Here is a 26358-nt window from a genome sequence, read left to right as displayed (position 1 = left end):
GCCGGGCGTGATGTGGCCGACCTGCGTGGACGCGTACGCCCCGGCGCGGACGGACCGCCGGTTAGAGTGACGGTCGTGACGACGCTGCCCGACCGACGCCTCCTACTGGTCCACGCGCACCCCGACGACGAGTCCATCGGCACCGGGTCGACGATGGCGCACTACGCCGCCGACGGCGCCCACGTCACGCTGGTGACCTGCACCCTCGGCGAGGAAGGCGAGATCCACCTGCCGGAGCTGGCGCAGCTCGCCGCCGCCGAGGCCGACCAGCTCGGCGGCTTCCGGATCGGCGAACTGGCCGCCGCCTGCGCCGCGCTCGGCGTCACCGACCACCGGTTCCTCGGCGGCGCGGGCCGCTACCGGGACTCGGGCATGATGGGGATGGCCACCAACGAGCACCCCCGGGCGTTCTGGGCGGCCGACCTCGACGAGGCGGCCGGTCAGCTGCTGGAGGTCATCCGGGAGGTCCGCCCACAGGTCGTCGTCACGTACGACCCGAACGGCTTCTACGGGCACCCGGACCACATCCAGGCACACCGGGTGACGATGCGGGCCCACGAACTGGCCGACGCGGAGGGCATCGCCCCGGACAAGGTCTACTGGACGGCGCTGCCGCGCAGCGTCCTGGACGCCGGCATGAGCCACTTCACCGAGTCGTCGGACAACCCGTTCGCGGGCATCGAGAGCGTCGACGACCTGCCCTTCGGCACCCCGGACGACCAGATCGCCGCCCGGATCGACGCCACCGAGCAGCACGCCGCCAAGGAGGCGGCGATGCGGGCGCACGGCACCCAGATCCCGGCCAACTCCTGGTTGTACGCGATCGCCGGCAACTTCGGCGCCGAGTTCATGGGGGTGGAGTACTTCACCCTGGCGGTGGGGGAGAAGGGCCCCGGCACCGGCCGGTACGGCTGGGAGGACGACCTCTTCGCCGGGATCGACACCGCCGCACCGACCCGGGTCGCCGCGGCGATGGCCGGACCCCGGTGACCCTGCCCGCCACGCCGATGCCGGTCGTCGAGGAGGAGGTCGCCGCCGTCCCACCGCCACCCAGTCGGACGGCACGCCTGTTCGACGTCGTGCTGCGGGTGGTCGGTGGGCTGGTCGCCGTGGCCGGTGGGGTGCTCACCGCCCTGATCGGCCTGCTGCTGTCCACCGTCCGGGCCGGCGGGCAGTTGATCGGCGTGTCGGTGGCGGTCACCATCCTGGGGGCGATCGCGGTGAGCTGGTTCGCGTACGCCACGGTCGGCCGGAAGTGGGCGGTGGCGCTGCCGGCGCTGCCGTGGTTCGTGCTGATGGCGGTGGCGGCGGTCCGTACCGCCGAAGGTGACCTGCTGGTCGCCGGGGACAACTGGGTCGGGCTGGCGATGATCACCGCTGGGGCGATGACCTTCGCGGTGATGGCGTTCCGGCAGATGCTCAGCCCGCAGCCACACCGCCACGACGGGTGATGACGACGCACCGCCGACGGTGGTAGATATTCCTGCCAGGAGACCCGTCGACGCGGCGGGCGGTACCGCAGGAGGCATGTGATGAGAGATCGGTGGCGGGCTGTCGGCGTACTCGCGGTGGCCCTGTTCGCGGTCAACGCGGTGGCCCGGGTGATCATCAAGCTCGGCTTCGACGGGAACGACACGGCCGCCGACCGGGTCTCGCTGGGCATGTTCATCGTGGTCGGGCTGGTCCTGGCCGGGGTGGTCTTCGCCTGGGGCCGGGTCGTGCCGGCCGCCCGGTGGGGGACCGACGTGGCTGCCGCGGTGACCGTGGCGCTGCTGCTGACCGTGCTCGTCGGCCCGTTGCTGGTCGGCAACAACCCGTTCGGCGGGGGCGTGGGGCTCTTCTTCGCCCAGATCTGGCTCTACCTCGCCGCCGCGGCAGCCGGCGTGGCGATCGGCTATCTGGTGCTCATCGCCCTCGGCCGCGACCACCGTTCCCGACAGCTCCAGCGGTACGCGGAGCGCAACGTGGGCAAGCCCCGCCGGGTCGTCCGCCGCTGACCCGACCCACCCACCCGCCTACCTGGCCTACCTGGCCCGCCCGTCCGGCCTGCCCGCCTGGCCTGGCCTGCCCGCCTGGCCTGGCCTGCCCGCCTGGCCTGCCCGCCTGGCCTGCCCGCCTGGCCTGGCCTGGCCTGGCCTGCCCGCCTGGCCTGCCCGCCTGGCCTGGCCTGCCCTGCCCGCCTGGCCTGGCCTGCCTGGCCCGCGCGCTCGCCCGCCACCGCCCCGTCCCGCCGCGTCGGGGCTTGATCAACTCATGGGGGCGCACATAGCGGTATCCGGACCGGTGGGATACCGCAACATCGGCCCACAAGAGTCGATCAAGGCGACCGGGCCGGGTCGGGCCGGGCCAGGTCGTGGGGTGGGTCAGGTGGGTCAGGTGGGAGGGGCGACACGGGTCAGGTAGGTGTGGTGGGTGGTGAAGCCGAGCTTGCGGTAGAGCGACACCGCCTCGGTGTTGCGCTGCTCCACCTGGAGGAAGGCGTGCGTCGCGCCCTCGGCCGCGCCCCAGTCGGCCAGCGCCCGGATAACCCGGGCGGCCAGGCCCTGCCGGCGTGCCGGCGGGGCCACCTCGATCAGGCTGAGCCCCAGCCAGCGGCCCTGCCCGGTGACCGTGCCCCGACCCGCCGCCACCAGCACGCCGTCGGCGTACACCTGGGCGAAGCGGACCTGGGACACGGCGGTCAGGATGTGTCGGGCGGAGTCCGGCAGGCCGCCCTTGCGGCCGGCGGCGACCGCGAGCCACTCCTCGGACGGTGCGACGGCGAGGACGACCGCCGGACCGCCGGCCGGGCCGTGTCGGCCCGCGTCGTGCGTCTGGGCAGCCGGACGGCCGGTCGGGCCGTGTCGGCCCGCATCATGGATCTCGGGCGGCGGGTCGCCGGCTGAACCGGCCCGGCCCGGCCGGGGGCTCGGTCCGCCGGCCCGGGGGGCGACGCCGCCGCTCGCAGGGTGGTCAGCGGAACGGTCTGGACCAGGGTGAGCGGCCGGGCGGTCCAGCCCCGGGCGTCCAGTTCGGCGCCGACCGGCACGGCCAGCGGCAGCGGCGTGTTGACCATGGCGGGTTGACCGCGTCCGGCGTACCAGCGTTCGATCGCGTCCACGGCTGCCGGCAGCGGGCGGTCCGGGTCGCCGACCGGCAGCGCCGAGTTGGCCCGTCCGGTCCAGCCGTCGGCGGAACGCAGCAGCCAGTCGCCGAGCCGACCGCGGACCGGCGCGGGCCACGCCTCGTCGGCGGCGAGTTCCAGTTCGACCACGGCGGAGGCGGTGGGCCGGCGGGTGGGGGGCACCCGCTTGGCCCGGTGCACCTCGGCCACCGGCACCCGGACCCGGCCCTGGGCGGTGGCGATGGTGAGATGGGTCTCGCTCAGCTCGACCAGCTCGCCGAGGGCGTCCGAAAAGAGGGGCCGGCCCTCGCGAATCCCCACAATGCGGCGAACCACGATCCGGTGTCCCACATCCTGCTGTCGGAGCACGATCGACCTCCTCCCCGGCGAGATACTAGGCTCTTAGCGTCGCGGGTGATCGCGACGAGTCTTTCGGAGGAGAAGACCGGTGACCTACATCATCGCCGAGCCGTGCGTGGATGTGCTCGACAAGGCATGCATCGAGGAATGCCCGGTCGACTGCATTTACGAGGGCAACCGGATGCTCTACATCCACCCCGACGAGTGCGTCGACTGTGGTGCCTGTGAGCCGGTCTGCCCGGTGGAGGCCATCTTCTACGAGGACGACGTCCCGGAGCAGTGGAAGGACTACACCGGGGCCAACTACGAGTTCTTCGAGGATCTGGGCTCGCCGGGTGGGGCGTCGAAGATCGGCAAGGTGGAGAAGGACGCGACGTTCGTCGCCGGCCAGCCGCCGCGCGGCGAGGGCCACTGAACCGGCCGGCAGCCGTGACACCGGGGTCGCCGGCCGGGCCGGACGTGGTGCCGGCCGGGTCGGCGACCGTGTCGGCCGGGCCGGCACCGGGGTCGCCGGCCGGGCTCGCACCGACGCCGGCCCGGCCGGTGCCGGTGTCGGCCCGGTTGCCCGAGTTCACCTGGGACACGCTGGACGCCGCGGCCACCCTGGCTGCGGCGCACCCGGACGGCCTGATCAACCTCTCCATGGGCACGCCGGTCGACCCGGTGCCCCCGGTGATCCGGCAGGCGCTGGCGGACGCCGCCGACGCGCCGGGCTACCCGCTGACTGCGGGCACCCCGGCGCTGCGCGACGCCATCGCCGGCTGGGTGGCCCGCGCCTGCGGTGCCGGTGTCGACGGACTCGGGGTGCTGCCGACGATCGGTTCCAAGGAACTGGTCGCCTGGCTGCCCACCCTGCTCGGGATCGGCCCCGGCGACGTGGTCGTGGTGCCCTCGGTCGCCTATCCGACATATGAGGACGGGGCCCGGCTGGCCGGTGCCACCACCGTCCGCGCCGACTCGCTGACCGCGGTCGGCCCCACCTCCCGGGTACGCCTGGTCTGGGTCAACTCGCCCGGCAACCCGACCGGTCGGGTGCTGCCCGCAGCCCACCTGCGCAAGGTGGTCGACTGGGCCCGGGAGCGCGGTGCCGTGGTGGCCAGCGACGAGTGCTACCTGCCGCTGGGCTGGACGGCCGACGCCGCGCCGGTGTCGGTGCTCGCACCGGAGGTCTGCGGCGGGTCGTACGACTCCGTGCTGGCGGTGCACTCGCTGTCCAAGCGGTCCAACCTGGCCGGCTACCGGGCCGGGTTCGTCGCCGGTGACCCGGCGCTCGTCGCCGAGTTGCTGAAGATCCGCAAGCACGCCGGCATGATCGTTCCGGCGCCGGTGCAGGCCGCGATGGTGGCCGCGCTCGGTGACCAGGCGCACGCCGACGCGCAGCGGGAACGCTACCGGGCCCGGCGGGAGACGCTGCTCGCCGCGTTCACCGGGGCGGGTTTCCGGGTGGACCACTCCGGGGCGGGCCTCTATCTCTGGCTCACCCGGGACGAGGACTGCTGGGACACCGTCGACTGGCTGGCCCGGCGGGGCATCCTGGTCGCCGCCGGGGCCTTCTACGGCCCGGTCGGGCAGCGGCACGTCCGGGTGGCGTTGACCGGGTCGGACGCGCACGTCGCGGCGGTCGCCCAGCGGCTCGCCCAGCCGTAGGGGGCGGGTGCGGTGGGTGACGAGGTGGGCCGGCCCCGGGTCGCCGTGGTCGGCACCGGCCTGATCGGCGGTTCGATCCTGCTGCGGCTGCACGAGGCCGGTGTGCCGGTGGCCGGTTGGGACCCGGACCCGGGCACCCGGGCCGAGGGCCGTCGCCGGGGCCTCACCTTTCCCGACGAGTTGGCCGACGCGGTCCAGGGCCGGGACGTGGTGTTCCTCGGTGGCCCGCTGCCGAGCCTGCCGCAGACCCTGCTCACCGTGGCCGGGCTGACCGACGACCGGTGTGTCGTCACCGACGTGGGCAGCACCAAGGCGGCCGTCGCCGAGTTCGCCGGGGCGCACGGGCTGACCGGCCGGTTCGTCCCCGGCCACCCGATGGCCGGTACCGAACGGGCCGGGTTGACGGCCGCGCTGGCCGGGCTGTTCGTCGACGCGGCCTGGGTGCTCTGCCCGAGCGCCGACGGGTTGGTGCCGTTCCGGTCGCTGGTCGGGCTGATCGTCGACGTCTTCGCCGCACACGTCGTACCGATGTCGCCGGGGGTGCACGACTCCGTGGTGGCGCTCTCCTCACACGTGCCGCATCTGCTGGCCGGCAGTCTGGCCGGGGCCGCCGCCGACTCGGCGGTGCGGGACGCGGTGGTCAGGCTCGCGGCGGGCAGCTTCCGCGACGGCACCCGGGTCGCGACGACCCCGGCCCGGCGCACCGCCGACATGCTGCTGGCCAACCGGGAGCAGGTGCTCCGGCAACTGGCCGAGGTGCGGGCCGCGCTCGACGGGCTGACCGAGGCGGTCCGCGCCGACGACCTGCCCGCGCTGGTGGCCCGGTACGAGCGGGCCCGGACGGTACGGCTGCCGTCGGACCACACCCGACCCGTCCGTCGGCGGTTCGACCTCGTCGGGGACCCCGCCGAGGAGTTGGCGTTCGTCCGGTCGGTCGGCGAGTCCGGTGGGCACCTCACCGGCTGCACGGTGACGGGGGAGACGGTGACGTACACCGGGCTGCGGCCCGCCGACGCCCCGGCCTGACCGCACGGAAACCGGCGGCGGGTCGGCTGCGCCGTTAGGGTGGGTGCGTGGCGGACGGACCGGTGGTGGCGGTACGCGGTGAGGCGTACCGGGAGGTGGCACCCGAGCTGGCCCGGTTCGAGGTGACCGCGACGGCCCGGGAACGGGACCGTCAGCTCGCCCTGACCCGGCTCGCCGAGCGGGCCGCCGCCGTCCGGGTGCTGCTCGACGAGCACGAACCGGCGGTGGACCGCCGGGAGGCCGGTGAGCTGCGGGTGCGACCCGAGACGAACCGGTCCGGTGAGCGGGTCGTCGGCTACCTGGGCAGCGTCTCCACCACGGTCACCGTCACCGACTTCGGCTCCCTCGCCGAGCTGATGCTGCGGCTGGCCGAGCTGGACCACGTCGAGGTGGCCGGCCCCTGGTGGTCGCTGCGCCCGGACAGCCCGGCCCACCGGGAGGCCCGGCACGAGGCGATCGCCGACGCGCTGCGCCGGGCCCGGGAGTATGCCGAGGCGCTCGGTGCCCGGGTGACCGCGCTGCTGGAGTTGGCCGACACCGACGAGGGGTTCGCCGGGGGTGGGGCGATGTACGCCCGCCAGGACCGAATGGCCGGCTCGCCGGAGCTGGAACTCGACCCCCGGCCGCAGTCGGTGCACGCGGTGGTGCGGGCCCGGTTCACCATCAGCGAGCCGGTCCTGACCTGATGCCCGAGGCGCGTCCGTTCTCCCTCGACGACCTGGTGGCCCGGGCCCGGTCGCTGGCCGACGCCGGCCCCCGGCAGTTGCTGGGCATCGCCGGTGCGCCCGGTGCGGGCAAGTCCACCCTGGCCGAGCGGATCGTCGCGGCGGTCGGCCCGACCGCCCGGCTGGTGCCGATGGACGGATTCCACCTCGCCCAGGCGGAGCTGGTCCGGCTGGGCCGGGCCGACCGCAAGGGCGCGGTCGACACCTTCGACGCCAACGGGTACGTGTCGTTGCTGCGCCGGTTGCGCCGGTTGGAGCCGACCGCCGTCTACGCGCCGCTGTTCCGCCGGGATCTGGAGGAGCCGGTGGCCGGGGCGGTGGAGGTGCCGCCCTCGGTCCGGTTGGTGGTGACCGAGGGCAACTACCTGCTGCTCGACGCTCCCCCCTGGGACGAGGTGCGGCAACTGCTGCACGAGGCGTGGTTCCTCGATCTGGACGCCGGGCTGCGGCTGCGCCGGTTGGTGGCGCGGCACCTGGCGTACGGGCGGTCGCCGGAGGCGGCGCAGGCCTGGGCGTACGGCAGCGACGAGGCGAACGCCGCGCTGGTGGCGGGCACCGCCGACCGGGCCGACCTGGTGATCCGGTCAACCGACCCGGGGTGACGGGACGCCACGCCGCAGCAGCCGGGCCACCACGGCCCGCTCCCGGTGGAACTCCAGCGCGTCCGGGTAGCCGCTGTGGTTGCGGATCGGCGGGTCGGCGACCTCACCCCCGCTGGGGTGCAGCGCCTCCGGATCGGTCACCGGCACGTCCCGTTCCCCGGCGCTGACCCGCCAGCCGAGGGGGTCGGTGTCGCGCCAGAAGTTGGTCCACGCGACGTGGCCGGAGGGCCAGGTCAGGTTGTCGGCGAGCACCCGGAGCCGGTCCGGTCCGAAGTAGGCGGGGAAGATCCGTCCGTAGAGCCGGGTGAGCTGGCAGCCGTACGACAGGAACCAGATCCGCCGCCGCCACCGGGCCGGGAGCTGGAGCAGCGTCGCCGCGCAGATCACCGTGCCCTGGCTGTGCCCGGAGAGGATCACCCCGTCCATCCGGCGTGGGTCCTGCTCGCTCAGCGCCAGGATTCCGGCGACCCGGGTCTGCAACTCGGGTACGGCCCGTTCCGCATAGCTGGGCGGGGCGAGCGGGTGCGCGGCGCGCGGCCAGAAGGTGCCGATGTCCCAGAGCACCCCGACGCTGCGCCGGACGGTGTCGTTGCGGTAGACGAGCAGGCCCAGGCCGGCGACCACCAGGGGGAGCCAGCCCAGCATGGTGTCGCCGAGGTCGGCGGCGGCGCGTACCAGACCCACCCAGCCCGACGCGCCGGCCGGTGCGGGGCGGGTACGGGTGAGCGCGGCCACGCAGGAGAAGGCCACCAGCACCGCCGCGACGGTGGCGTAGTAGCCGATCAGCCGTACCGCGTGTTCGCCGACCAGGCGGTGCAGCGCGCGGAAGGTGCTGACGTCCCGGCAGCGGCGCAGGTCGTGGGCGGAGAGGTCCCGCCGGCCGGCGGTGAGTCGGGTGTACTCGGCGCGACGCAGCCCGCCGAAGATCATTGCGGCGCGGATCAGCGTGCCGAGCAGGGCGGCGGTGGCGACGGTGAAGGCCAGGCCGGCCCAGATCACCGGCAACGGCGGCGCGATCGGGGAGAATCCGCTGGGTGAGGCGGGACCGTCGAGCCGGTCGGCGATCCAGTAGAGCAGGCCGGCGCAGTAGGCGATGGCCATCATCCAGCCGAAGCCGGCGATCACCGCCGCCCCCCGGCCGCCCCAGGCCACGTCGGTGTACGTGCCGAGCGGTTGCTGGTCGTCGTCGCTGCCGGTGCGCGGCAGCAGCAACCCGATGGCGGCGATCGCGATGGCCGGTGCGGCGAGCATCCAGATCAGCAGCCCGTCGGGGGCGGTGGGGAGGCCGGGCAGCCAGCCGTCGCGCCAGGCCATCCCGAGGGGCAGCAGCACGCCGACCGTGCCGGGGAGGAGCAGGGCGCGTCGTCCCGACCGGGCGACCGTGCCGATGGCGATCAGCAGCAGCACCTGGTAGGTGGCGAGCCAGGCGACGAGACCGTCGTAGCCGGGCAGGGAGTGGTCGGTGAGGCAGCCGGCGAGGCCCGGGTCACGGGCGCACCCGGCCGGCGGACGCCACTGCGCCAGCGGGGTGCCGGCGGGGCCGTCCGGCAGCAGCAGGAGGGTGAAGGTGCCGGCCAGGGCCAGGCCGGTGAGCACGCCGACGGCGAGGCTCCACCGGCCGAGCGGGGTGGACCCGCTGCGCCGGGTCAGCCAGGGCCGGCCCACCGCCACCACCGCGATCGCCACCACCACGACCAGGGCGGTGACGGTCGGGGCGGCGATCACGGCCCGTACGCCGCGGGCCGGGTCCATCACCAGCACCGCGCCGACGGGTACCGCGGCGGCGAGCGCCGCGCCGACGCACAGGTGCAGGACGGCGGCGCGGCGTAGTTGCCCCTCCCCGCTCCAGAAGGTGGGGTCCTGCAACGGGTTGGCCAGGCCGGGCCCGGCAGCGGCGGGTTGTCCCCCGTCGTCCGCCACCGGGGGGCGGGGGTCGGCGGGCATCTCGGCCTCGTACTGGTAGGTGCGCCAGGCGACGACGCCGAGCACCAGCAGCATGGACAACGGCACCAGCAGGCCGGCGGCGAGCGCGTGGGCGTCCGTACGCCACCAGCCCCGGCCGAGGAACTCCCACGAGCCGGGCAGTTGCCGCAGGCACTCCTGATCGATGCACTGCCAGGCGATCAGGTCGACCCCGATGCCGGCGGCGGCGAGCACCAGGGTGCCGGTGAGGCTCAGACAGAACAGCCGGATCAGCCAGGCGGTGATGCCGGAGCGGCTGCCCCAGCGTTCGGTGTCCGGGTCGGGCGGGATGCCGGGGCGGGCGTACAGGGCGACGTTGGCGAGGGTGAACGGCAGCAGCAGCGTCCACAGGGACCGCTCGACGTCGCGCGCGGTCCGCGCCCCCGACGTCAACTGCCCCCAGCTGTACGCCTCGACGACGACGGGGTCGTCCGCGGCGGAGTCGCTGGCGCGGTAGAAGCCGGTGACGTCGCCGCCGGAGACGAGCCGGGGTGGCGGACCGCCGCCGGTCGGGTCGGTGGGTAGGCCGAGGATCTGGTCGGGCGGGGTGTTGGACACGCCGTGCACCCGGAGTTCGAGTACCCGCTCGGCCATCGGTGCTCCCTGGTGACGTCGTCACTACCCAGAGTGCATCGGATTTCGTGATTCGCCCACCGATCTGGCTGACGTTTTCGCAGCTCAAGCTGTTATGGCAGGGTGCGGATCACTCGTGCGGGGTTACCCACGGCGACCACGTTGGGCGGCAGGTCGCGGGTCACCACCGCGCCGGCCCCGACCACCGTGTTCTCCCCGACGGTCACTCCGGCGAGGACGATCACCCCACCGCCGAGCCAGGCGTTGTCGCCGATGGTGATCGGCTGGGCGGCCTCCCACTTGGCCCGGCGTGGCTCCGCCTCGACGGGGTGGGTGGCGGTGAGCAGTTGCACGTTCGGTCCGATCTGGACGTCGGTGCCGATGGTGATCCTGGCGACGTCGAGCAGGACCGCGTTGAAGTTGACGAAGCTGCGGGCTCCGAGGTGTGTCTGCCAGCCGTAGTCGCAGTGCAGCGGTGGGCGTACCCAGGCGTCCTCGCCAACGGTGCCGAGCAGGTCGCGCAGGGCGGCGAGCCGGCCCTGCGGGTCGTCGGCGGGGCTGCGGTTGAAGCGCTCGGTGAGCTGCGCCGCGCGGTCCAGGTCGGCGTTGATCTCGGGATCGTTCGCGATGTACGGCTCGCCGGCGAGCATGCGTTCCCTCATGGACGTCACCAGCTGATGGTCGCCGATCGGGCGTCCCGACGCCGGGAACCGGGTCGGCCGTGTCTCAGCAATGTGTCCGGACGGTCACTATTCGGCCTTCTCTTTGCATACCGAGTATGTAATTCTGGGCGTCGATGTGACTCCAGTCATGAAGACGCTCCAGAAGGAGGATCCGTTGCACGGAAGCAGAAGAACCGCGGCCGGTGGGCTGGTGCTCGCCCTGGCCCTCGGCCTGCCGGCGACGAGCGCGGGTGCCGCGCCCGCCGCCCAGTCCACGCCCCGTCCCGCCGTGCCGGCCGTGGGTGCCACCACGGTCACCCTGATCACCGGGGACCAGGTCACCGTCACCCGCACCGGTGGCACCGCCGTGCGCCCCGGCGCCGGCCGTCAGCACCAGCAGTTCCTGGTACGCCGCGAACGCGGTCACCTCTCCGTGGTGCCCCGCGACGCGCTGCCGCTGCTCCGCTCGGGCCAGGTCGACCGGCGGCTGTTCGACGTCACCGGCCTGATCGCCGCCCGCTATGACGACGCCCACCGCGACAGTCTGCCGCTGCTGGTGTCGTACCGCTCGGGGCAGGCCCGGCGCGGCGCGGTCGCGTTGCCCGGCACCCGGGTGACCCGCGAGCTGCCGGCGATCCAGGGTGCGGCCCTGAGCGCCGGCAAGTCCTCGACCGGCGCGGTCTGGTCGACGCTCACCGACGGTGCCGGCAGTGCCCGACTCGACGCGGCAGGGGGCGTCGAGCGGATCTGGTTGGACGGTCGGCGCGCACTCTCCCTCGACCACAGCGTGCCCCAGATCGGCGCACCCGCCGCCTGGGCGGCCGGCTACACCGGTAAGGGGGTGACCGTCGCGGTGCTGGACACCGGCGTCGACGCCACCCACCCGGACCTGGCCGGCAAGGTGACCGAGGCGCGTAACTTCAGCGACGCGCCGGACCAGAAGGACGTCGTCGGGCACGGCACCCACGTCGCGTCCACCGTCGCCGGCAGCGGTGCCGCCTCCGGTGGCAAGTACCGGGGTGTCGCGCCGGACGCGAAGCTGCTCGACGGCAAGGTCTGCGAGGACTCCGGCTGCGCCGAGTCGGCGATCCTGGCCGGCATGCAGTGGGCCACGGTGGACAAGAAGGCCGCCGTGGTCAACCTGAGCCTCGGCGGCACGGACACCCCGGAGGTCGACCCGCTGGAGGAGGCCGTCCAGACGTTGACCGCCCAGACCGGCAGCCTCTTCGTCATCGCCGCCGGCAACGACGGCCGGGACGGCTCGGTCGGCTCACCGGGCACCGCCGACGCCGCGCTCACCGTGGGCGCGGTCGACCGGAACGACGAACTGGCCGAGTTCTCCAGCCGGGGTCCCCGGGTGGGTGACGACGCGCTCAAGCCCGACATCACCGCCCCCGGCGTCGACATCGTGGCCGCCCGCTCCGTCGACGGCCAGATCGGCGACCCGGTGGGGACGCGGTACGTCGCGCTCTCCGGCACCTCGATGGCCACCCCGCACGTCGCCGGCTCGGTGGCGTTGCTGGCCCAGCAGCATCCCGACTGGAAGGCCGGGCAGCTCAAGGCGACCCTGATGGCCGCGGCCAAGCCGCACCCCACGCAGACCGCGTACGAGCAGGGCGCCGGCCGGGTGGACCTGACCCGGGCGATCACCGAGCAGGTCACCACCGACCCGGTCAGCGTCTCGTTCGGCCGGGCCCTCTGGCCGCACGGCGACGACGCCCCGATCACCCGGACCGTCGCCTGGCACAACGGTGGGTCGGCCCCGGTCACCCTCGACCTGACCGTCGAGGTGAAGGGGTCGGGCGGGAAGGCCGCGCCGGCCGGCATGTTCACCCTCGGCGTCAACCGGATCACCGTCCCGGCCGGCGGCCGGGCCGAGACCACCGTCACCGCCGACACCCGGCTCGGCGTCGACGGCTACTGGACCGGTCGGGTGGTGGCCCGCTCGGGCAGCACGGTGGCGGTCACCCCGCTGGCGGTGCACCGGGAGGTGGAGAGCTACACCGTCACGCTCACCCACCTCGACCGCAGCGGCAAGCCCGGCGGCGACTACTCGACCGCCCTGGTCAACCTCACCGGGGGCGACCTGGTGGACGTCTCCGACTTCGACGGCGTCGCCGAGGTCCGGGTCCCCAAGGGCCGGTACGGGCTGAGCAGCGTCTTCTTCGAGCCGGGTCCGGACGAGGAGCCGGGCGGGCTGGCCCTGCTCGCCCAGCCGGAGCTGGTGGTCAACGGCGACACGGCGGTCACCATCGACCTGCGGAAGGCCAAGCCGGTGCGGATGACCGTCCCGCAGGCCGACGCGAAGGTCGTCCTGGTCGACGTCGCCGCCAACTTCCTCACCTCCGACGGCGGCAGCTTCGGCTTCGGCATCGTCTCCGACGCCTTCGAGGGGCTGTCCACCGGGCAGTTGGGCAAGGCGGTGTCGGACGAGCAGTTCGTCGCCACCGTCAACAGCCAGTGGGCCGACCGCGAAGCCGAGTACAGCCCGTACCTGTACGCGCTGGCCGAGACCGTACCGGGCAAGCTGCCCGGCGGATTCGTCCGCGACTACCGCCCGCGTGACCTGGCCACGGTGGTGCACAAGTTCCGTGACCCGTACCCGAAGATGGAAGCCGAGCGGCTGGTCTTCCCGAACAACGGCTACAACCTCGGCGGCTGGGCGGCCGGGCTCCGCACCGATGTGCCCGGCCAGCGGGTCGAGCACTACAGCACCAGGGGCGTGCGCTGGGAGTCCGAGCTGGACCTCGGCGTCCCCGACCCGGAGGGCTGGCTGGACGTGCAGGCGGTTCTCCAGAGCCTGCCCACCGCCTACCCGGCCGGCCGCCGGGTCACCGAGACCTGGGGGGCTGCGCCGCTCGGGCCGTCCCTGCCCGCTCCGCGCTGGCCGGAGGACGGTGTCACCCGGCTCGGGGACACCATCCTGGTGAGCGTGGCGCTGCACAGCGACGCGGCCGGGCACCCCGGCGGGTCGTTGACCGACAGCGCCCGTACCGCCCTGTGGCGCGACGGCAAGCTGGTGGAGGAGCTGGAAAACCCGGGGTACGGCGAGTTCACCGTGCCGAAGGGGGCCGCCGACTACCAGCTGACCGTCGGGGCCAAGCGGAACCTCACCGACCTCGGCACCGAGGTGGAGGCGAGCTGGACCTTCCGCTCGGGGCACGTGGCGGGTGACACGCCGAAGCAGCTGCCGCTGTCGGAGATCCGGTTCACCCCGCGGTTGAGCACCGACAACGCCGCGCCGGCCGGGCAGGTCTTCGCCGTGCCGGTGCAGGTGCGGCGGCAGGTGGGCGCCGGCACCGCCAAGCTGGCGAAGCTCAGCGTCGACGTGTCGTACGACGGCGGGAAGACCTGGCGGCGGGCGACCGTGGTGAAGGTGCCGGGCCAGGGCACGGTGGCGCTGGTCGACCACCCGGCCGGCGCCGGGTACGTGTCCCTGCGGGCCACCGCCCGGGACACCGACGGCAACACCGCGAGCACCCGGATCATCCAGGCGTACCGCCTGAAGTGACCCGACGTCCGGGCCCGCGACGGTGACGTCGCGGGCCCGGACCGGTGTTGTTCGGGATCGACCGACCGGGCCGGGCCGGGCGGTCGTGGGCGGGCCCGGTCGCCCTGCGGCGGGCCGGCGGCGGGCCGGTTCAGTCGTTGGCGTGCAGGGCGGCGTTCAGCACGATGCCCCGACCGGTGCGCGGCTTCGCCTCCAACGCTCCGGTCACCGAGTTGCGCCAGAACAGCAGCCCGTCGACACCGGACAGCTCACGGGCCTTGACCACCCGGCCGTCCGGCAGAGTGATCTTGGAGGCGGCGGTCAGGTAGCAGCCGGCCTCGACCACGCAGTCGTCGCCGAGCGAGATGCCGACGCCGGCGTTCGCGCCGACCAGGCTCCGCTCACCGATGCGGACCCGGTCGGTGCCGCCACCGGAGAGGGTGCCCATGATCGACGCGCCGCCGCCGATGTCGGAGCCGTCGCCGACCACCACACCCTGCACGATCCGCCCCTCGACCATCGAGGTGCCCAGCGTGCCGGCGTTGAAGTTGACGAAGCCCTCGTGCATCACGGTGGTGCCGGTGGCGAGGTGCGCGCCGAGCCGGACCCGGTCCGCGTCGGCGATCCGCACTCCCGACGGCACCACGTAGTCGGTCATCCGGGGGAACTTGTCCACCCCGTACACGGCCAGGTGGCGGCCGGCGGCCCGCTCGATCACCCGCAGCTCGTCGACCCGCTCCGGCGGGCACGGCCCGGCCGACGTCCAGGCCACGTTCGCCAGTTGGGCGAAGATGCCGTCGAGGTTCAGCTCGTTGGGCCGCACCAGGCGGTGGGAGAGCAGGTGCAGCCGCAGGTACGCGTCGGCGGCGTCCTTGATCGGTTCGTCCAGCGCGCCGATCACGGTGACCACCTGCACCGTACGCAGGCCGGGCAGGGCCCGCCCGCCGATCGCGCCGGGTGGCAGGTCGAGCACGTCGGCCTGGTCCTCGCCGGGGACCAGCGGCAGCTCGCCCAGGCCCAGCTTGCCGGTCGGGTACCAGGTGTCGAGCACCTGCTCGGCAGCGGTCACGGTGGCCAGGCCGATACCCCAGGCGGATTGGGACGTCACTGTTCTACCCTCTCGTTCGCGGCTGCGGGGGCGGTGGGCTCACCCCTCGCGCCCACCGTTCAGGACGGTACCGTGCGAACCATGGAGAACCCGCTCACCCCCGAGGTCCTGGCCGATCCGGTGGCGCTGACCCGTGCCCTGGTCGACATCGAGTCCGTCTCCCTCGACGAGAAGGCGATCGCCGACTGCGTCGAGGAGGTGCTGCGCCGGGTGCCGCACCTGAGCACCTTCCGGCACGGCAACACGGTGATGGCGCGGACCGACCTCGGCCGGGCCTCCCGGGTGGTGCTCGCCGGGCACCTGGACACGGTGCCGCTCAACGACAACTTCCCGTCGACCATGCGCGGCGACCTGATGTACGGCTGCGGCACCTCCGACATGAAGTCCGGGGTGGCCTTCGCGCTGCACCTGGCGGTGACCCTGCCCGACCCGCGCTACGACGTGACGTACTTCTTCTACGAGGCCGAGGAGATCGAGTCGCGGTACAACGGGCTCACCCTGGTCGCCGAGGCGCACCCCGAATGGCTCCAGGCCGACTTCGCGGTGCTGCTGGAGCCGACGTACGGCATCGTCGAGGTCGGCTGCCAGGGCACCATGCGGGCGGTCGTCACCCTGCCCGGCGAGCGGGCCCACGCGGCCCGGTCCTGGCTCGGGGTGAACGCCATCCACGGTGCGGGGGAGGTGCTGCGCCGGCTCTCGACGTACGAGGCGCGGCGGGTCACCATCGACGGCTGCGACTTCCGTGAGGGCCTGAACGCGGTACGGATCAGCGGCGGGGTGGCCGGCAACGTCGTCCCCGACCGCTGCGAGATCGAGATCAACTACCGGTACGCCCCGGATCGCGACCCGGCGGCGGCCGAGGCGCACCTGCGGGAGGTGCTCGCCGGCTACGAGTTGACGGTCACCGACGCGGCGGCCGGCGCACTCCCCGGGCTGAAGGCACCGGTGGCCCAGGAGTTCCTGGCGGCGGTGGGCGCGGCCCCGAGGGGCAAGCTGGGGTGGACGGACGTGGCCCGGTTCGCGGCGATGGGCATCCCGGCGTTGAACTTCGGCCCGGGTGACCCCAACCTGGCCCACCACAAGGACGAGCACGTCGAGCTGACCAAGATCCGCGACGGCGCCGCCACCCTCCACCGCTGGCTAACCCCCGCCTAACCCACCCCCACCCCGCCTCCCCCCACCCCGCCTCCCCCCACCCCGCCTCCCCCCGCCCCGCCCCACCCCGCCTCCCCCCGCCCCGCCCCGCCTCGGCCCGGCCCGGCCCGGTGATCAAGAGGTTTGCGTCACGGGGAGCGCTCTCCCGGCCCGCAAACCTCTTGATCACCAGCCGCAAACCTCTTGATCACCAATGCGGGGGAGGGGTGCGGGTGGGGTGTGGGCGCGGGGAGGGGTGGGGGATGCATGGTGGGGCCCCGGGATCGGGGACCGCCGGGGCCTTGGTGGGGCTGGGTGGGTGAGGCTCGGGTGGGGCGTTGGGTGGTCGTCAGACGGTGGTGAGGCGGGGATTGTCGGGTTCGGTGGGCTCGACGGGCTGGGCGGCGGGCTCCACCGGCACCTCCAGTTGTCGGGTGCGGCGGCGCTCGGCCACCACCTCGTTGATCCGTCGCTGCATCTGCCGGCGGATACGCATCCGCTCGTTGTTGCTGATCACGCTTGCTCCTCCCCCGAAGGCGCGCGCCGGGCCATACCCGGTATGTGAATAGTAAGACGTACGGGCGACAGAATTAGTTGCCCATGATCGCGAACTTTTTCTGCGACCCGTCGGCCGGCACCGCCCTGACGTGCGGCTCCACTACGGTGGCTGTCATGAGTCAGACGAACGGGCGGCAGCCGGGCCGCGATCCGGAGCGGCACCGGGGAGCGGTCACACTGCGTCGTGGCGCGATCCCCACCAGCACCGCTGACCAGCGGTTGTTGGATTCCCGGGGGCGCAGCGACTGGAAGACCAAGGACGCCTGGCGCGCGCTGCGGATCCTCTCCGAGTTCGTCGAGGGCTTCGACACGCTGGCCGACCTGCCGCCCGCGGTGAGCGTCTTCGGCTCCGCCCGTAGTAAACCCGACAGTCCGGAATGCCGGCTGGCCGAGGAGTTGGGTGCGGGCCTCGCCCGGGCCGGCTACGCGGTGATCACCGGCGGTGGCCCCGGCGTGATGGAGGCGGCCAACCGGGGTGCCAGAGAGGCCGGCGGTCTCTCCGTCGGGCTGGGCATCGAACTCCCCTTCGAGCAGGGGCTCAACGACTGGGTCGACCTGGCCATCGACTTCCGTTACTTCTTCGCCCGAAAGACCATGTTCGTCAAGTACGCCCAGGCCTTCGTCGTGTTGCCGGGCGGCTTCGGCACCATGGATGAGTTGTTCGAGGCGCTCACTCTGGTGCAGACCGGCAAGGTGACCCGCTTCCCGGTGGTGCTCATGGGCACCGCGTACTGGCGGGGGTTGCTCGACTGGTTGCGGGACAGCATGGCCGCCGAGGGCAAGATCGGCCCGGTGGACCTGGAGCTGATCTGCCTCACCGACGACGTTGACGCGGCGGTGCGGCACATCGTCGAGGCCGAGGCGGCGCTCGCCGCCGACCAGGAGGCGGTACGCGAGGAGGCGGTCGCCCGGACCGCCGCCGACCAGCAGGCCGCCCGCCGGGCCGCCGCCGTCGCAGACGCCGCCGACACGAAGTCCGGCAGCCCTGCGTCCGGCAGCCCCGCGTCGAGCCGCGCCGATTCCGGCAGCCCGCCGTCCGGCAGCTCCGCGTCCGGCAGCCCGGTGTCCGGTGAGACCAGGTCCGGTGAGACCAGGTCCGGTGAGACCAGGTCCGGTGAGACCAGGTCCGGTGAGACCAGGTCCGGTCAGGCCAGGTCCGGTGAGCCGGGGTCCGGTGCGGGCCGGGGCGTCATCGACGGTGGGGAGGGCTGAGACGGTGGCGGCGATCTGTGTCTTCTGCGCGTCCTCCCGTACCCTCGACCAGCGTTGGTTGGATCTGGCGGCCGAGACCGGGGCGGAGCTGGCCCGGCGCGGGCACACGCTGGTCAGCGGCGGTGGCTGCGTCGGCATGATGGGGGCCCTCGCCGACGGGGCGCGGTCGGCCGGCGGACGCACCGTCGGGGTGATCCCGCAGGCGTTGATGGACCTGGAGGTCTCCGACCTGGCCTCGGACGAGCTGCTCGTCACCGACAGCATGGCCAGCCGCAAGACCATCATGATCGAGAAGTCGGACGCCTTCCTGACCCTGCCCGGGGGCCTGGGCACGCTGGACGAGTTGTTCGAGGTCTGGACCACCGCCACCCTGGCCATGCACACCAAGCCGATGGTGCTGGTGGACACCGACGGCTTCTACCGCCCGCTGCTCGACTGGCTGGCCGCCATCACCGACCAGGCCTTCCTCAGGCCCGCCGGCCTGGAACTGCTCATGGTCAGCCCCACCGTCCCCACCGCGCTGGACGCCCTGGAATCTCGGCTGCCCTGATCCCGCACGCCCGGCTCTGGTCGGCACGCCCGGCTTCGGTCAGCACGCCAGGCTTCGGCCCGGTCCCTGGGGCTGGTCCTCGCGGCGGGCGACGGGCCGGGGTGGTGCGGTGGGTGGTGTCGTACCGGCGTGATGGGATATGGGGGTGCAGGGGTACCGGCTGGTGCGCCGACCTGCCGGATCGGGCCCGGAGAGCGGGCGGTCCGCCACGAGCGTCCGGGGGGACGGTCGGCACGGCGGGGCGACCGAGGGGCCAGATCGGGCCGGGTCAGGCGTCGAGGGGAGGCCGCGGCCCGGGGGGTCAGCGGGCGATGCTCCGTATCCCGAGGGGGGGCCACGACCCTGGGGGGCGACGGGCGATGCCACGCACCCGGGGGTGCGCCGGCACGATCCGCTCCAGGCGGAGGTCGTGGCGCATACCGACGGGCCGATGCTGGTCCTCGGCGGGCCGGGCACCGGCAAGACCGGCACCCTGGTCGAGGCGGTCGCCGCCCGGGTCGCCGAGGGGGTCGACCCGGAGCGCCTCCTGGTGCTCACCTTCAGCCGTCGGCAGGCCACCGAGCTGCGGCACCGGATCGAGGCCCGGATCGCCGCCGACGGCCACCGGGTGCTGCGCGAGCCGTTGGTACGCACCTTCCCGGCGTACGCCTTCGGCCTGTTGCGCCGGGCCGCCGCCGAGCGCGGGGAGCCGTCCCCCCGGCTGCTCACCGGCCCCGAACAGGATCTGATCATCCGGGAGCTGCTGGACGTCGTCGGCACCGAACCCGACGACGACCCGGTCGGCTGGCCGGACGACCTGCTCCCCGCCCTGCGTACCCGGGCGTTCGCCGCCCAACTGCGTGACCTGCTGATGCGCGCCGCCGAGCGGGGGGTCGGCCCGGTCGAGCTGGCCCGGCTGGGCGAGAAGCTGGGCCGCACCGACTGGCCGGCCGCCGCCCGGTTCCTCCGGGAGTACGTCGCGGTCCTCGCGCTGCGCGACGTCAGCAACCGGGGCTCCGTGGCGTACGACCCGGCGGAGCTGGTCCGCGCCGCCACCGGCATGCTCCTCGACGATCCGGAGCTGTTGGAGGCCGAGCGTCGCCGGCTGGCCCACGTCTACGTCGACGAGTTGGCCGACACCGATCCGGCCCAGCAGGACCTGCTGGCCGTCCTGGCCGACGGCGGCCGGTCCCTGGTGGCCTTCGCCGACCCGGACTCCTCCACGTACGCCTTCCGGGGTGCCGACCCGGCCGTGGTGACCGCCTTCCCGCACCGGTTCCGGACAGCCTCCGGGGCACCGGCGGCGCAGGTCACCCTCACCACCTCCTACCGGGCGGGCCCGGTGCTGCTCGGGGCCACCGGTCGACTGGCCCGGCGGTTGCGCGGTCCGGCCGGGCACCGACGGCTGCGGCCGCTGCCCGACGCGCCGCCCGGCAGTGTCGAGGTGCGGACCTTCCGCTCGGCCACCAGCGAGGCCGCCTGGCTGGCCCACGCGCTGCGCTCCGCCCACCTCCTCGACGGGGTGCCCTGGTCGGCGATGGCGGTGCTGGTCCGCTCGACCCACCTGCACCTGCCCTCGCTGCGCCGGGCGTTGCACACCGCCGGGGTGCCCACCGTCGTGCACGGCGAGGACCTGCCGCTGCACCTGCAACCCGCGGTCGCCCCGCTGCTGCTCCTGCTGCGCTGCGCACTCGAACCGGCCCGGCTGGACGAGGAGTCCGCGATCGCCCTGCTGCACTCGCCGCTGGGTGGGGCCGACCCGCTCGCCGAGCGGCGGTTGCGGCAGGGGCTACGGGCGCTCGCGCTGGCCCGGGGCGACCGGCGGCCCTCCGGTGAGCTGATCGTCGAGGCCCTGGCCGACCCGGCGGAGCTGGCCGGCATCGAGCGGCGCTGGATCGAACCGGCCCGTACGGTGGCGGAGTTGCTGGCCACCGCGCGGACGGCGGCGGCGGTTCCCGGCGCCACCGCCGAGGACGTGCTGTGGGCGGTGTGGAGCGCCAGCGGGCTCGCCGAACGGTGGGCGGGTTCGATCAACCGGGGGCGGGCGGCCACCGGCGAGCACGAGACCGCCCAGCGCTGGCGGGCCGAGGCCGCCGACCGGGATCTCGACGCGGTGCTGGTGCTCTTCGACGCGGCGGCCCGGTTCGTCGACCGGCTGCCCGGCGCGCGGACCGAGGTCTTCCTCGACCACGTCCTCGGCCAGGACCTGCCGGCCGACACCCTGGCGGCCAGCGCCGACCGAGGGGCGGCGGTCCGCCTGCTCACCGCGCACGCCGCCAAGGGCCTGGAGTGGGACCTGGTCGCGGTGGCCGGCGTGCAGGAGGGCGTCTGGCCCGACCTGCGGCTGCGGGGCAGTCTGCTCGGCTCCGAACGGCTGGTCGACGTGCTGGTCGGCCGGGCGGACGGCACCGGTGCCCGGGCCAGCCTGGTCGGGCAGACTTCCGCCCTGCTCGACGAGGAACGCCGGCTCTTCCACGTGGCGGTGACCCGGGCCCGGCGTCGGCTGCTGGTCACCGCCGTCGCCTCGGCGGCCGTCGGCGGCGACGACCACGAGGAACAGCCCAGTCGTTTCCTGCACGAGCTGGGGGTCCCCGGCCCGGCCGGGGAGGGGCCGGCCCCGGGCCCGTCCGACGGCGGCCCCGGCCCGTCCGCGCCGCCCTCCACCCCGCCCGGCCCCTCCACCCCGCCCGGCCCCTCCACCCCGCCCGGCCCCTCCACCCCGCCCGGCCCCTCCACCCCGCCCGGCCCCTCCACCCCGCCCGGCCCCTCCGTTCCCGCCTTACCGGGCCGGGCGGTTCCCGCCCCACCAGATCCGGGCAGGTCTGATCCCACCGCCACCGCCACCGCCACCGCCACCGCCACCGCCACCGCCACCGCCGGTGCCGGTGCCGGCGTGGCGGGTCAGGAGTCTCGGCCGGAACCGGCCCCCCAGGGGGCACGCTCCCGCCAGCAGCCGTCGGCCGGGCGGGGTGACGTGGAGGAGGCGGACGATGGCCTGCCCGGCGAGCTGCCGGTGGGCCGCCCGCCCCGGGCACTCACCCTGTCGGCGTTGGTGGCGGAGCTGCGTACCGCGGTCACGGATCCGGGGGCGTCGGTGGCCCGGCGGCGCGCGGCGGCGGCCGAGCTGGCCCGGTTGGCCGCCGCCGGCATCCCGGGCGCGCACCCGGACGACTGGTGGGGGCTGCGGGGCCTGTCCGACGACCGGCCGCTGGTGGACGAGGGTGAACCCGTCCGGGTCACCCCGTCGGCGATGGAGAGCGCGTTGCGGTGCAGCCTGCGCTGGCTGCTCGAACGGCACGGTGGCAGCGGCCCGGCCAGCTCCACCCAGGGGGTCGGCAACCTGGTGCACGCCGCCGCGATGCTGGCCGAGGACGCCAGCGCCGACCGGACCGCCCTGCTGGAGTACGTGGCCGCCCGGTTCGACGCGATCGAGCTGGCCGCCCGCTGGATGGTCGGCCCGGAACGGGAGCGCGCCGAGGCCATGGTGGACAAGCTGCTGCGCTGGCTGGCCGGCAACCCGCGCCGGCTGCTCGCCATCGAACACGAGTTCGCGGTCCGCCTCGACGACCCGGCACGTCCGATCGAGCTGACCGGCCGGGTGGACCGGCTGGAGGTGGACGCCGACGGCCGGCTCGTCGTGATCGACCTCAAGACCGGCAAGTCGACGGCGGTCACCGAGCGGGAGGTGGCCGAGCATCCGCAGCTCGGGGCGTACCAGGCGGCGGTGGAGGCGGGCGGCTTCGCCGAGTTCGGCGACGAGACCGGGGGAGCGGCGCTGGTGCAGCTCGGCACCGGAGCGAGGGACGCCCGCGAGCAGACCCAGGCCGCCGCCGGGCAGGGCCCTGAGGCCGGCTGGGCCACCGCCCTGGTCCGACGCACCGCCGATACGATGGCCGCCGCGACCTTCGCCGCTGTCGCCAACTCGAAGTGTCGGGTCTGCCCGGTGCGGACCAGTTGCCCGGTCTCCGGGCAGGGCCGTCAGGTCGTCGAGCCACCGGCTGTCGCGGACGAGGGGGAGCGGTGACCCAGCCGACCCTGTTCAGTGCCGCCACCCCCGTACCGCGGACCGCCGACGCCGGGCCGCGCTACACGCCGGTGGAGCTGGCCCGGTTGCTCCGGCTGCCCGCCCCCACCACCGAACAGGCCGCGATCATCTCGGCCCCGGTCGCGCCGCTGCTGGTGGTGGCGGGCGCCGGCTCGGGCAAGACCGAGACGATGGCCGCCCGGGTGGTCTGGCTGGTCGCCAACTCGTACGTCCGCCCGGAGCAGATCCTCGGGCTGACCTTCACCCGCAAGGCGGCCGGCGAGCTGGCGCACCGGGTGCGTACCCGGCTCGACCAGCTGGTCCGGCGGCTCGGGCGGCGGGCCCGCAACCCGCTGGACGATCCGCTGGCCGGCGAGCCCACCGTCTCCACCTACCACTCGTACGCCGGCCGGATCGTCACCGAACACGGGCTGCGGGCCGGCTACGAACCCACCACCCGGCTGCTCACCGAGGCGTCCCGGTGGCAGCTCGTCGACCTGCTGGTGCGCAACTACGACGGCGACATGTCCGAGGTCGACCGGATGCCCAGCACCATCACCGACGCCGTGCTCGCGCTGGCCGGCGAACTTGACGAGCACCTGGTCGACCCGGACGCGCTGGCCGCCTGGACGGGCCGGTTCTTCGCCGACGTGCAGTCCCACCCGGGGCGGGTCTACGCCGACGTCCGCAAGGCGCTCCAGCTCCAGCGGACCCGGCTGAAGCTGCTGCCGCTGGTGCGGGCGTACGCCCGGCGCAAGGACGACTTCGAGGCGATGGACTTCGCCGACCAGCTCGCCCGGGCCGCCCGGGTGGCCCGGGACCACCCGGCGGTCGGCGCGGTCGAGCGGGACCGCTTCCGGGTGGTGCTGCTCGACGAGTACCAGGACACCAGCCACGCCCAGGTGGTGCTGCTCAACCACCTCTTCGGCGGCGGCCACCCGGTCACCGCGGTCGGCGACCCCTGCCAGTCGATCTACGGGTGGCGGGGGGCCAGCGCCGGCACGCTGGACCGGTTCCCCACCGACTTCGCCCGCGCCGACGGTGCCCCCGCCGAAGCGATGAGCCTCACCACCAGCTGGCGCAACCGGCCGGAGATCCTCGGCGTGGCCAACGCGCTGTCGGTGCCGCTGCGGGCCGCCGGTGCCCGGGTGCCGGAGCTGCACGCCGCGCTGAGCGTCCGCGATCCGATCCCGCACCGCAGCCCGCGCGGCCTGGCCGCCGGCACCGTGCACTGCGCGCTGCTGCCCACGTACGTCGCCGAGGCGGACTGGATCGCCGGCAGCGTGCTCGCCGCCTGGCGGGGGGCGGCCCGGATGCCCGGCGCGCTGCCCGAGCACATCCCGGTGCCGCAGCGCCCCTCCACCGCCGTGCTGGTCCGGGTGCGCAGTCAGATCCCGGCGATCGAGGCGGCCCTGCGGGCCCGGGGGCTGCCGGTCGAGGTGGTCGGCCTGGGCGGTCTGCTGGACACCCCCGAGGTACGCGACGTGGTCTGCACCCTGCGGGTGCTCGCCGACCCGACCGACGGCGCGGCGCTGCTGCGCCTGCTCACCGGGGCGCGCTGGCGGATCGGGCCGCGTGACCTGGTGGCCCTGCACCGGCGGGCGCGGGTCATCGCCCGGGCCCGCCGGGAGCTGACCGGCGACGACGGGCCGGAGATCACCGTGGACGTGCTGGACGAGGCGACCCTGGTGGAGGCGTTGGCCGATCTGGGGCCGGCGCAGACGTACTCGGCGGAGGGGTACGCGCGGCTGCGGTCGTACGGGATGGAGTTGGCTCTGTTGCGGTACCGGCTGGACCAGACGCTGCCGGAGCTGATCGCGGACGTGGAACGCACCATCGGCCTGGACGTCGAGGTGGCGGTCCGGGCCGGCCGGGACGGCACCGGCGACGCCGGGCTGGCCCGGGGGCACCTGGACGCCCTCGGCGACGTGGCGGCCCGGTTCAGCGGCGAGACCCCGGCGGCGACGCTGGCCGGTTTCCTGGCCTACCTGGCCGCCGCCGAGGACGAGGAGCGGGGGCTCTCCCCGGGCGAGGTGGAGGTGGTGGAGGGCGCGGTGCAGGTGCTCACCGCGCACGCCGCCAAGGGGCTGGAGTGGGACGTCGTCGCGGTCGCCGGGCTGGTCCGGGGCGGCTGGCCCGGCCAGGTCCGCAACTCCGACCACTGGCTGGGCGGGCTCGGAGTGCTGCCCTTCCCGCTGCGCGGCGACGCCGACGGGCTGCCCGTGCTCGACCTCGCCGAGGTGACCGACCAGCGCGGGGTGGCCCGGGCGGCGGCCGACTTCACCGACGCCTGGCGGGCCCACGACGAGCGCGAGGAACGCCGGCTGGCGTACGTGGCGGTGACCCGGCCCCGGCGGCTGCTGCTCTGCTCCGGGTACTGGTGGGGGGAGGGGACCAAACGGTTCCGGGGCCCGTCGGTGCTGCTGCGCGAGGTCTACGACGCCTGCCTGGCCGGCGGGGACGGCCTGCTGGTCGACGAGTGGGCGCCCGAGCCGGCCGGTGACGCGGTCAATCCGACCACCGAGCTGGTGTTGCGGGCCGACTGGCCGGCCGACCCGCTCGGCCCGCGACGGCCGGCGCTGACCGAGGCGGCGGCGCTGGTCCGCCGCTTCCTCGCCGACCCCGACGCGGCGCGCCGCGAGCTGCTGCCCGACCCGCAGGCCGCCGCGCAGGCGTCGCACCGGCAGGCTGCCGCGCCCCGGCCGCCGCGCAGGCTGCCGCGCCCCTGGCCGCCGCGCAGGCGTCCGACCCGGAGGCTGCCGAGCAGGTGCCCGCCCTGCAGGCCGCCGAGCAGGTGCCGGGCCCGCAGGTCGCTGAGCCCGAGGCGGCGGAGTCGGAGGTGGTGCGCTGGCGGCGGGAGGCGGACCTGCTCCTGGCCGAGCGGGCGGAGCTGCTGCGGCAGGCCGAGGCGGTCGAGGTGGTGCTGCCCGGACACCTGTCGGTCACCCAGCTGGTGGCGTTGCGTCGGGACCCTGCGCAGCTGGCCCGGACGCTGCGCCGACCGATGCCCGCCCCACCCAGCCCGTACGCCCGGCGGGGCACCGCTTTCCACGCCTGGCTGGAGCAGCGCTTCGGGGCCGACCGGCTGCTCGACGTGGACGAGCTGCCGGGTGCGGCCGACGCGGATGCCGCGCCCGACGGGGCGCTGGCCGAGCTTCAGGAGCGCTTCCTGGCCAGCGAGTGGGCCGACCGGGTGCCGGTGGAGGTGGAGGTGCCGTTCGCCACGGTGCTGGCCGGTGTGGTGGTGCGGGGCCGGATGGACGCCGTCTTCTCCCGCCCCGGCGGCCGGTACGACGTGGTCGACTGGAAGACGGGCCGGCAGCCGACCGACGGCGAGGCCCAGGTGGTCGCGGTGCAACTCGCGGTCTACCGGCTGGCCTGGGCGGAGCTGGCCGGGGTGCCGGTGGACCGGGTGGGGGCCGCCTTCCACTACGTGCGGGACGGGGTGACGGTGCGGCCGGCGGACCTGCTGGACGCCGCCGGGCTGACCGAGATCATCGCCGGGTTGCCGGAAAATCCGGTGGGGGGTGGCGCGCTGGAAGATCCGTGGTAGGTTGTTCTTGTTGCAGTTTTGGTTTCCAGAGACTCTGTGTGCGCCTGGCGGATTGTAGCCCCAGGCGCTCTTTGTTGTGTCCGGAGCTCT

16 protein-coding genes and 3 pseudogenes are annotated in these 26358 nt (G+C 74.6%); 14 read left to right on the top strand and 5 right to left on the bottom strand.

The genetic code is table 11. The annotated features are described in order from the left end of the window. Window positions 1–66: 66 nt before the first annotated feature. The 3 genes from mshB to ACQP1S_RS27060 all read left to right on the top strand — a co-directional run bounded on the left by mshB (window position 67) and on the right by ACQP1S_RS27060 (window position 1997). Window positions 67–990: an N-acetyl-1-D-myo-inositol-2-amino-2-deoxy-alpha-D-glucopyranoside deacetylase gene (gene mshB, locus ACQP1S_RS27070; protein WP_432900455.1), complete on the top strand. Its 924-nt coding sequence runs from the start codon at window positions 67–69 to the stop codon at window positions 988–990. Window positions 991–1007: 17 nt separating this feature from the next. Continuing rightward, on the top strand, window positions 1008–1451 hold the full coding sequence (locus tag ACQP1S_RS27065; RefSeq protein ID WP_432908367.1) for a hypothetical protein: 444 nt from the start codon (window positions 1008–1010) through the stop codon (window positions 1449–1451). A gap of 81 nt (window positions 1452–1532) precedes the next feature. Beyond that, on the top strand, window positions 1533–1997 hold the full coding sequence (locus tag ACQP1S_RS27060; protein ID WP_432900453.1) for a hypothetical protein: 465 nt from the start codon (window positions 1533–1535) through the stop codon (window positions 1995–1997). Window positions 1998–2372: 375 nt separating this feature from the next. Here ACQP1S_RS27060 and ACQP1S_RS27055 read toward each other — a convergent pair. Beyond that, window positions 2373–3454, bottom strand: a pseudogene (locus ACQP1S_RS27055) (GNAT family N-acetyltransferase). A gap of 97 nt (window positions 3455–3551) precedes the next feature. Here ACQP1S_RS27055 and fdxA point away from each other — a divergent pair. From fdxA to ACQP1S_RS27030, 5 genes are all read left to right on the top strand, one after another. Beyond that, entirely contained in the window at window positions 3552–3878 is a 327-nt protein-coding gene (fdxA, locus tag ACQP1S_RS27050) for a ferredoxin (RefSeq protein ID WP_007072862.1), read from the top strand. A 68-nt stretch (window positions 3879–3946) separates the two neighbouring features. After that, window positions 3947–5110 carry a succinyldiaminopimelate transaminase gene (gene dapC / locus ACQP1S_RS27045; protein ID WP_432908364.1) on the top strand — a complete coding sequence of 388 codons (1164 nt, stop codon included), beginning with the start codon at window positions 3947–3949 and terminating at the stop codon, window positions 5108–5110. A 12-nt stretch (window positions 5111–5122) separates the two neighbouring features. Continuing rightward, window positions 5123–6136 (top strand): prephenate dehydrogenase, encoded by a 1014-nt coding sequence (locus ACQP1S_RS27040; protein WP_432900450.1) that lies wholly within the window; start codon window positions 5123–5125, stop codon window positions 6134–6136. A 47-nt stretch (window positions 6137–6183) separates the two neighbouring features. Continuing rightward, window positions 6184–6822 carry an SIMPL domain-containing protein gene (locus tag ACQP1S_RS27035; RefSeq protein WP_357891441.1) on the top strand — a complete coding sequence of 213 codons (639 nt, stop codon included), beginning with the start codon at window positions 6184–6186 and terminating at the stop codon, window positions 6820–6822. Continuing rightward, a complete protein-coding gene (locus tag ACQP1S_RS27030; protein ID WP_432900448.1) occupies window positions 6822–7463 on the top strand; it encodes a nucleoside/nucleotide kinase family protein in 642 nt (213 codons plus the stop codon). The genes ACQP1S_RS27035 and ACQP1S_RS27030 overlap by 1 nt, the downstream gene beginning before the upstream one ends. On the opposite strand, the gene ACQP1S_RS27025 is transcribed toward ACQP1S_RS27030, so the two are convergent. Next, on the bottom strand, window positions 7446–10019 hold the full coding sequence (locus ACQP1S_RS27025; RefSeq protein WP_432900447.1) for a hypothetical protein: 2574 nt from the start codon (window positions 10017–10019) through the stop codon (window positions 7446–7448). The two genes, ACQP1S_RS27030 and ACQP1S_RS27025, sit on opposite strands and share 18 nt — an antisense overlap. Window positions 10020–10111: 92 nt before the next feature. Beyond that, window positions 10112–10669 carry a sugar O-acetyltransferase gene (locus ACQP1S_RS27020; protein ID WP_432900445.1) on the bottom strand — a complete coding sequence of 186 codons (558 nt, stop codon included), beginning with the start codon at window positions 10667–10669 and terminating at the stop codon, window positions 10112–10114. A 139-nt stretch (window positions 10670–10808) separates the two neighbouring features. On the opposite strand from ACQP1S_RS27020, the gene ACQP1S_RS27015 reads away from it, so the two are divergent. Continuing rightward, window positions 10809–14171, top strand: coding sequence for a S8 family serine peptidase (locus ACQP1S_RS27015; protein ID WP_432900443.1), 3363 nt, complete (start codon window positions 10809–10811; stop codon window positions 14169–14171). A 130-nt stretch (window positions 14172–14301) separates the two neighbouring features. On the opposite strand, the gene dapD is transcribed toward ACQP1S_RS27015, so the two are convergent. Beyond that, on the bottom strand, window positions 14302–15258 hold the full coding sequence (dapD, locus tag ACQP1S_RS27010) for a 2,3,4,5-tetrahydropyridine-2,6-dicarboxylate N-succinyltransferase (RefSeq protein ID WP_091241486.1): 957 nt from the start codon (window positions 15256–15258) through the stop codon (window positions 14302–14304). 81 nt (window positions 15259–15339) lie between these two features. Here dapD and dapE point away from each other — a divergent pair, with 81 nt between their 5' ends. Further along, complete coding sequence (dapE, locus tag ACQP1S_RS27005; protein WP_363667831.1) at window positions 15340–16413, top strand: succinyl-diaminopimelate desuccinylase; 1074 nt, start codon at window positions 15340–15342, stop codon at window positions 16411–16413. 328 nt (window positions 16414–16741) lie between these two features. Here dapE and ACQP1S_RS27000 read toward each other — a convergent pair whose 3' ends face one another. After that, window positions 16742–16909, bottom strand: coding sequence for a hypothetical protein (locus ACQP1S_RS27000; RefSeq protein ID WP_176738871.1), 168 nt, complete (start codon window positions 16907–16909; stop codon window positions 16742–16744). 155 nt (window positions 16910–17064) lie between these two features. On the opposite strand from ACQP1S_RS27000, the pseudogene ACQP1S_RS26995 reads away from it, so the two are divergent. The 4 genes and pseudogenes from ACQP1S_RS26995 to ACQP1S_RS26980 all read left to right on the top strand — a co-directional run. Then, window positions 17065–17886: pseudogene (locus ACQP1S_RS26995) on the top strand (TIGR00730 family Rossman fold protein); the annotation flags it as partial. A 280-nt stretch (window positions 17887–18166) separates the two neighbouring features. Further along, window positions 18167–18712 carry a TIGR00730 family Rossman fold protein gene (locus ACQP1S_RS26990; protein WP_091241479.1) on the top strand — a complete coding sequence of 182 codons (546 nt, stop codon included), beginning with the start codon at window positions 18167–18169 and terminating at the stop codon, window positions 18710–18712. A gap of 145 nt (window positions 18713–18857) precedes the next feature. Beyond that, window positions 18858–22715 carry an ATP-dependent helicase gene (locus ACQP1S_RS26985; protein ID WP_432900439.1) on the top strand — a complete coding sequence of 1286 codons (3858 nt, stop codon included), beginning with the start codon at window positions 18858–18860 and terminating at the stop codon, window positions 22713–22715. Continuing rightward, window positions 22712–26268, top strand: a pseudogene (locus tag ACQP1S_RS26980) (ATP-dependent helicase). Before ACQP1S_RS26985 ends, ACQP1S_RS26980 begins: the two are co-directional and overlap by 4 nt. Window positions 26269–26358 lie beyond the last annotated feature (90 nt).

This window comes from Micromonospora matsumotoense (assembly GCF_050951065.1).
In the GTDB taxonomy this organism is placed as follows: Bacteria; Actinomycetota; Actinomycetes; order Mycobacteriales; family Micromonosporaceae; genus Micromonospora; species Micromonospora matsumotoensis.
This window is presented reverse-complemented; position numbering and strand designations above follow the sequence as displayed.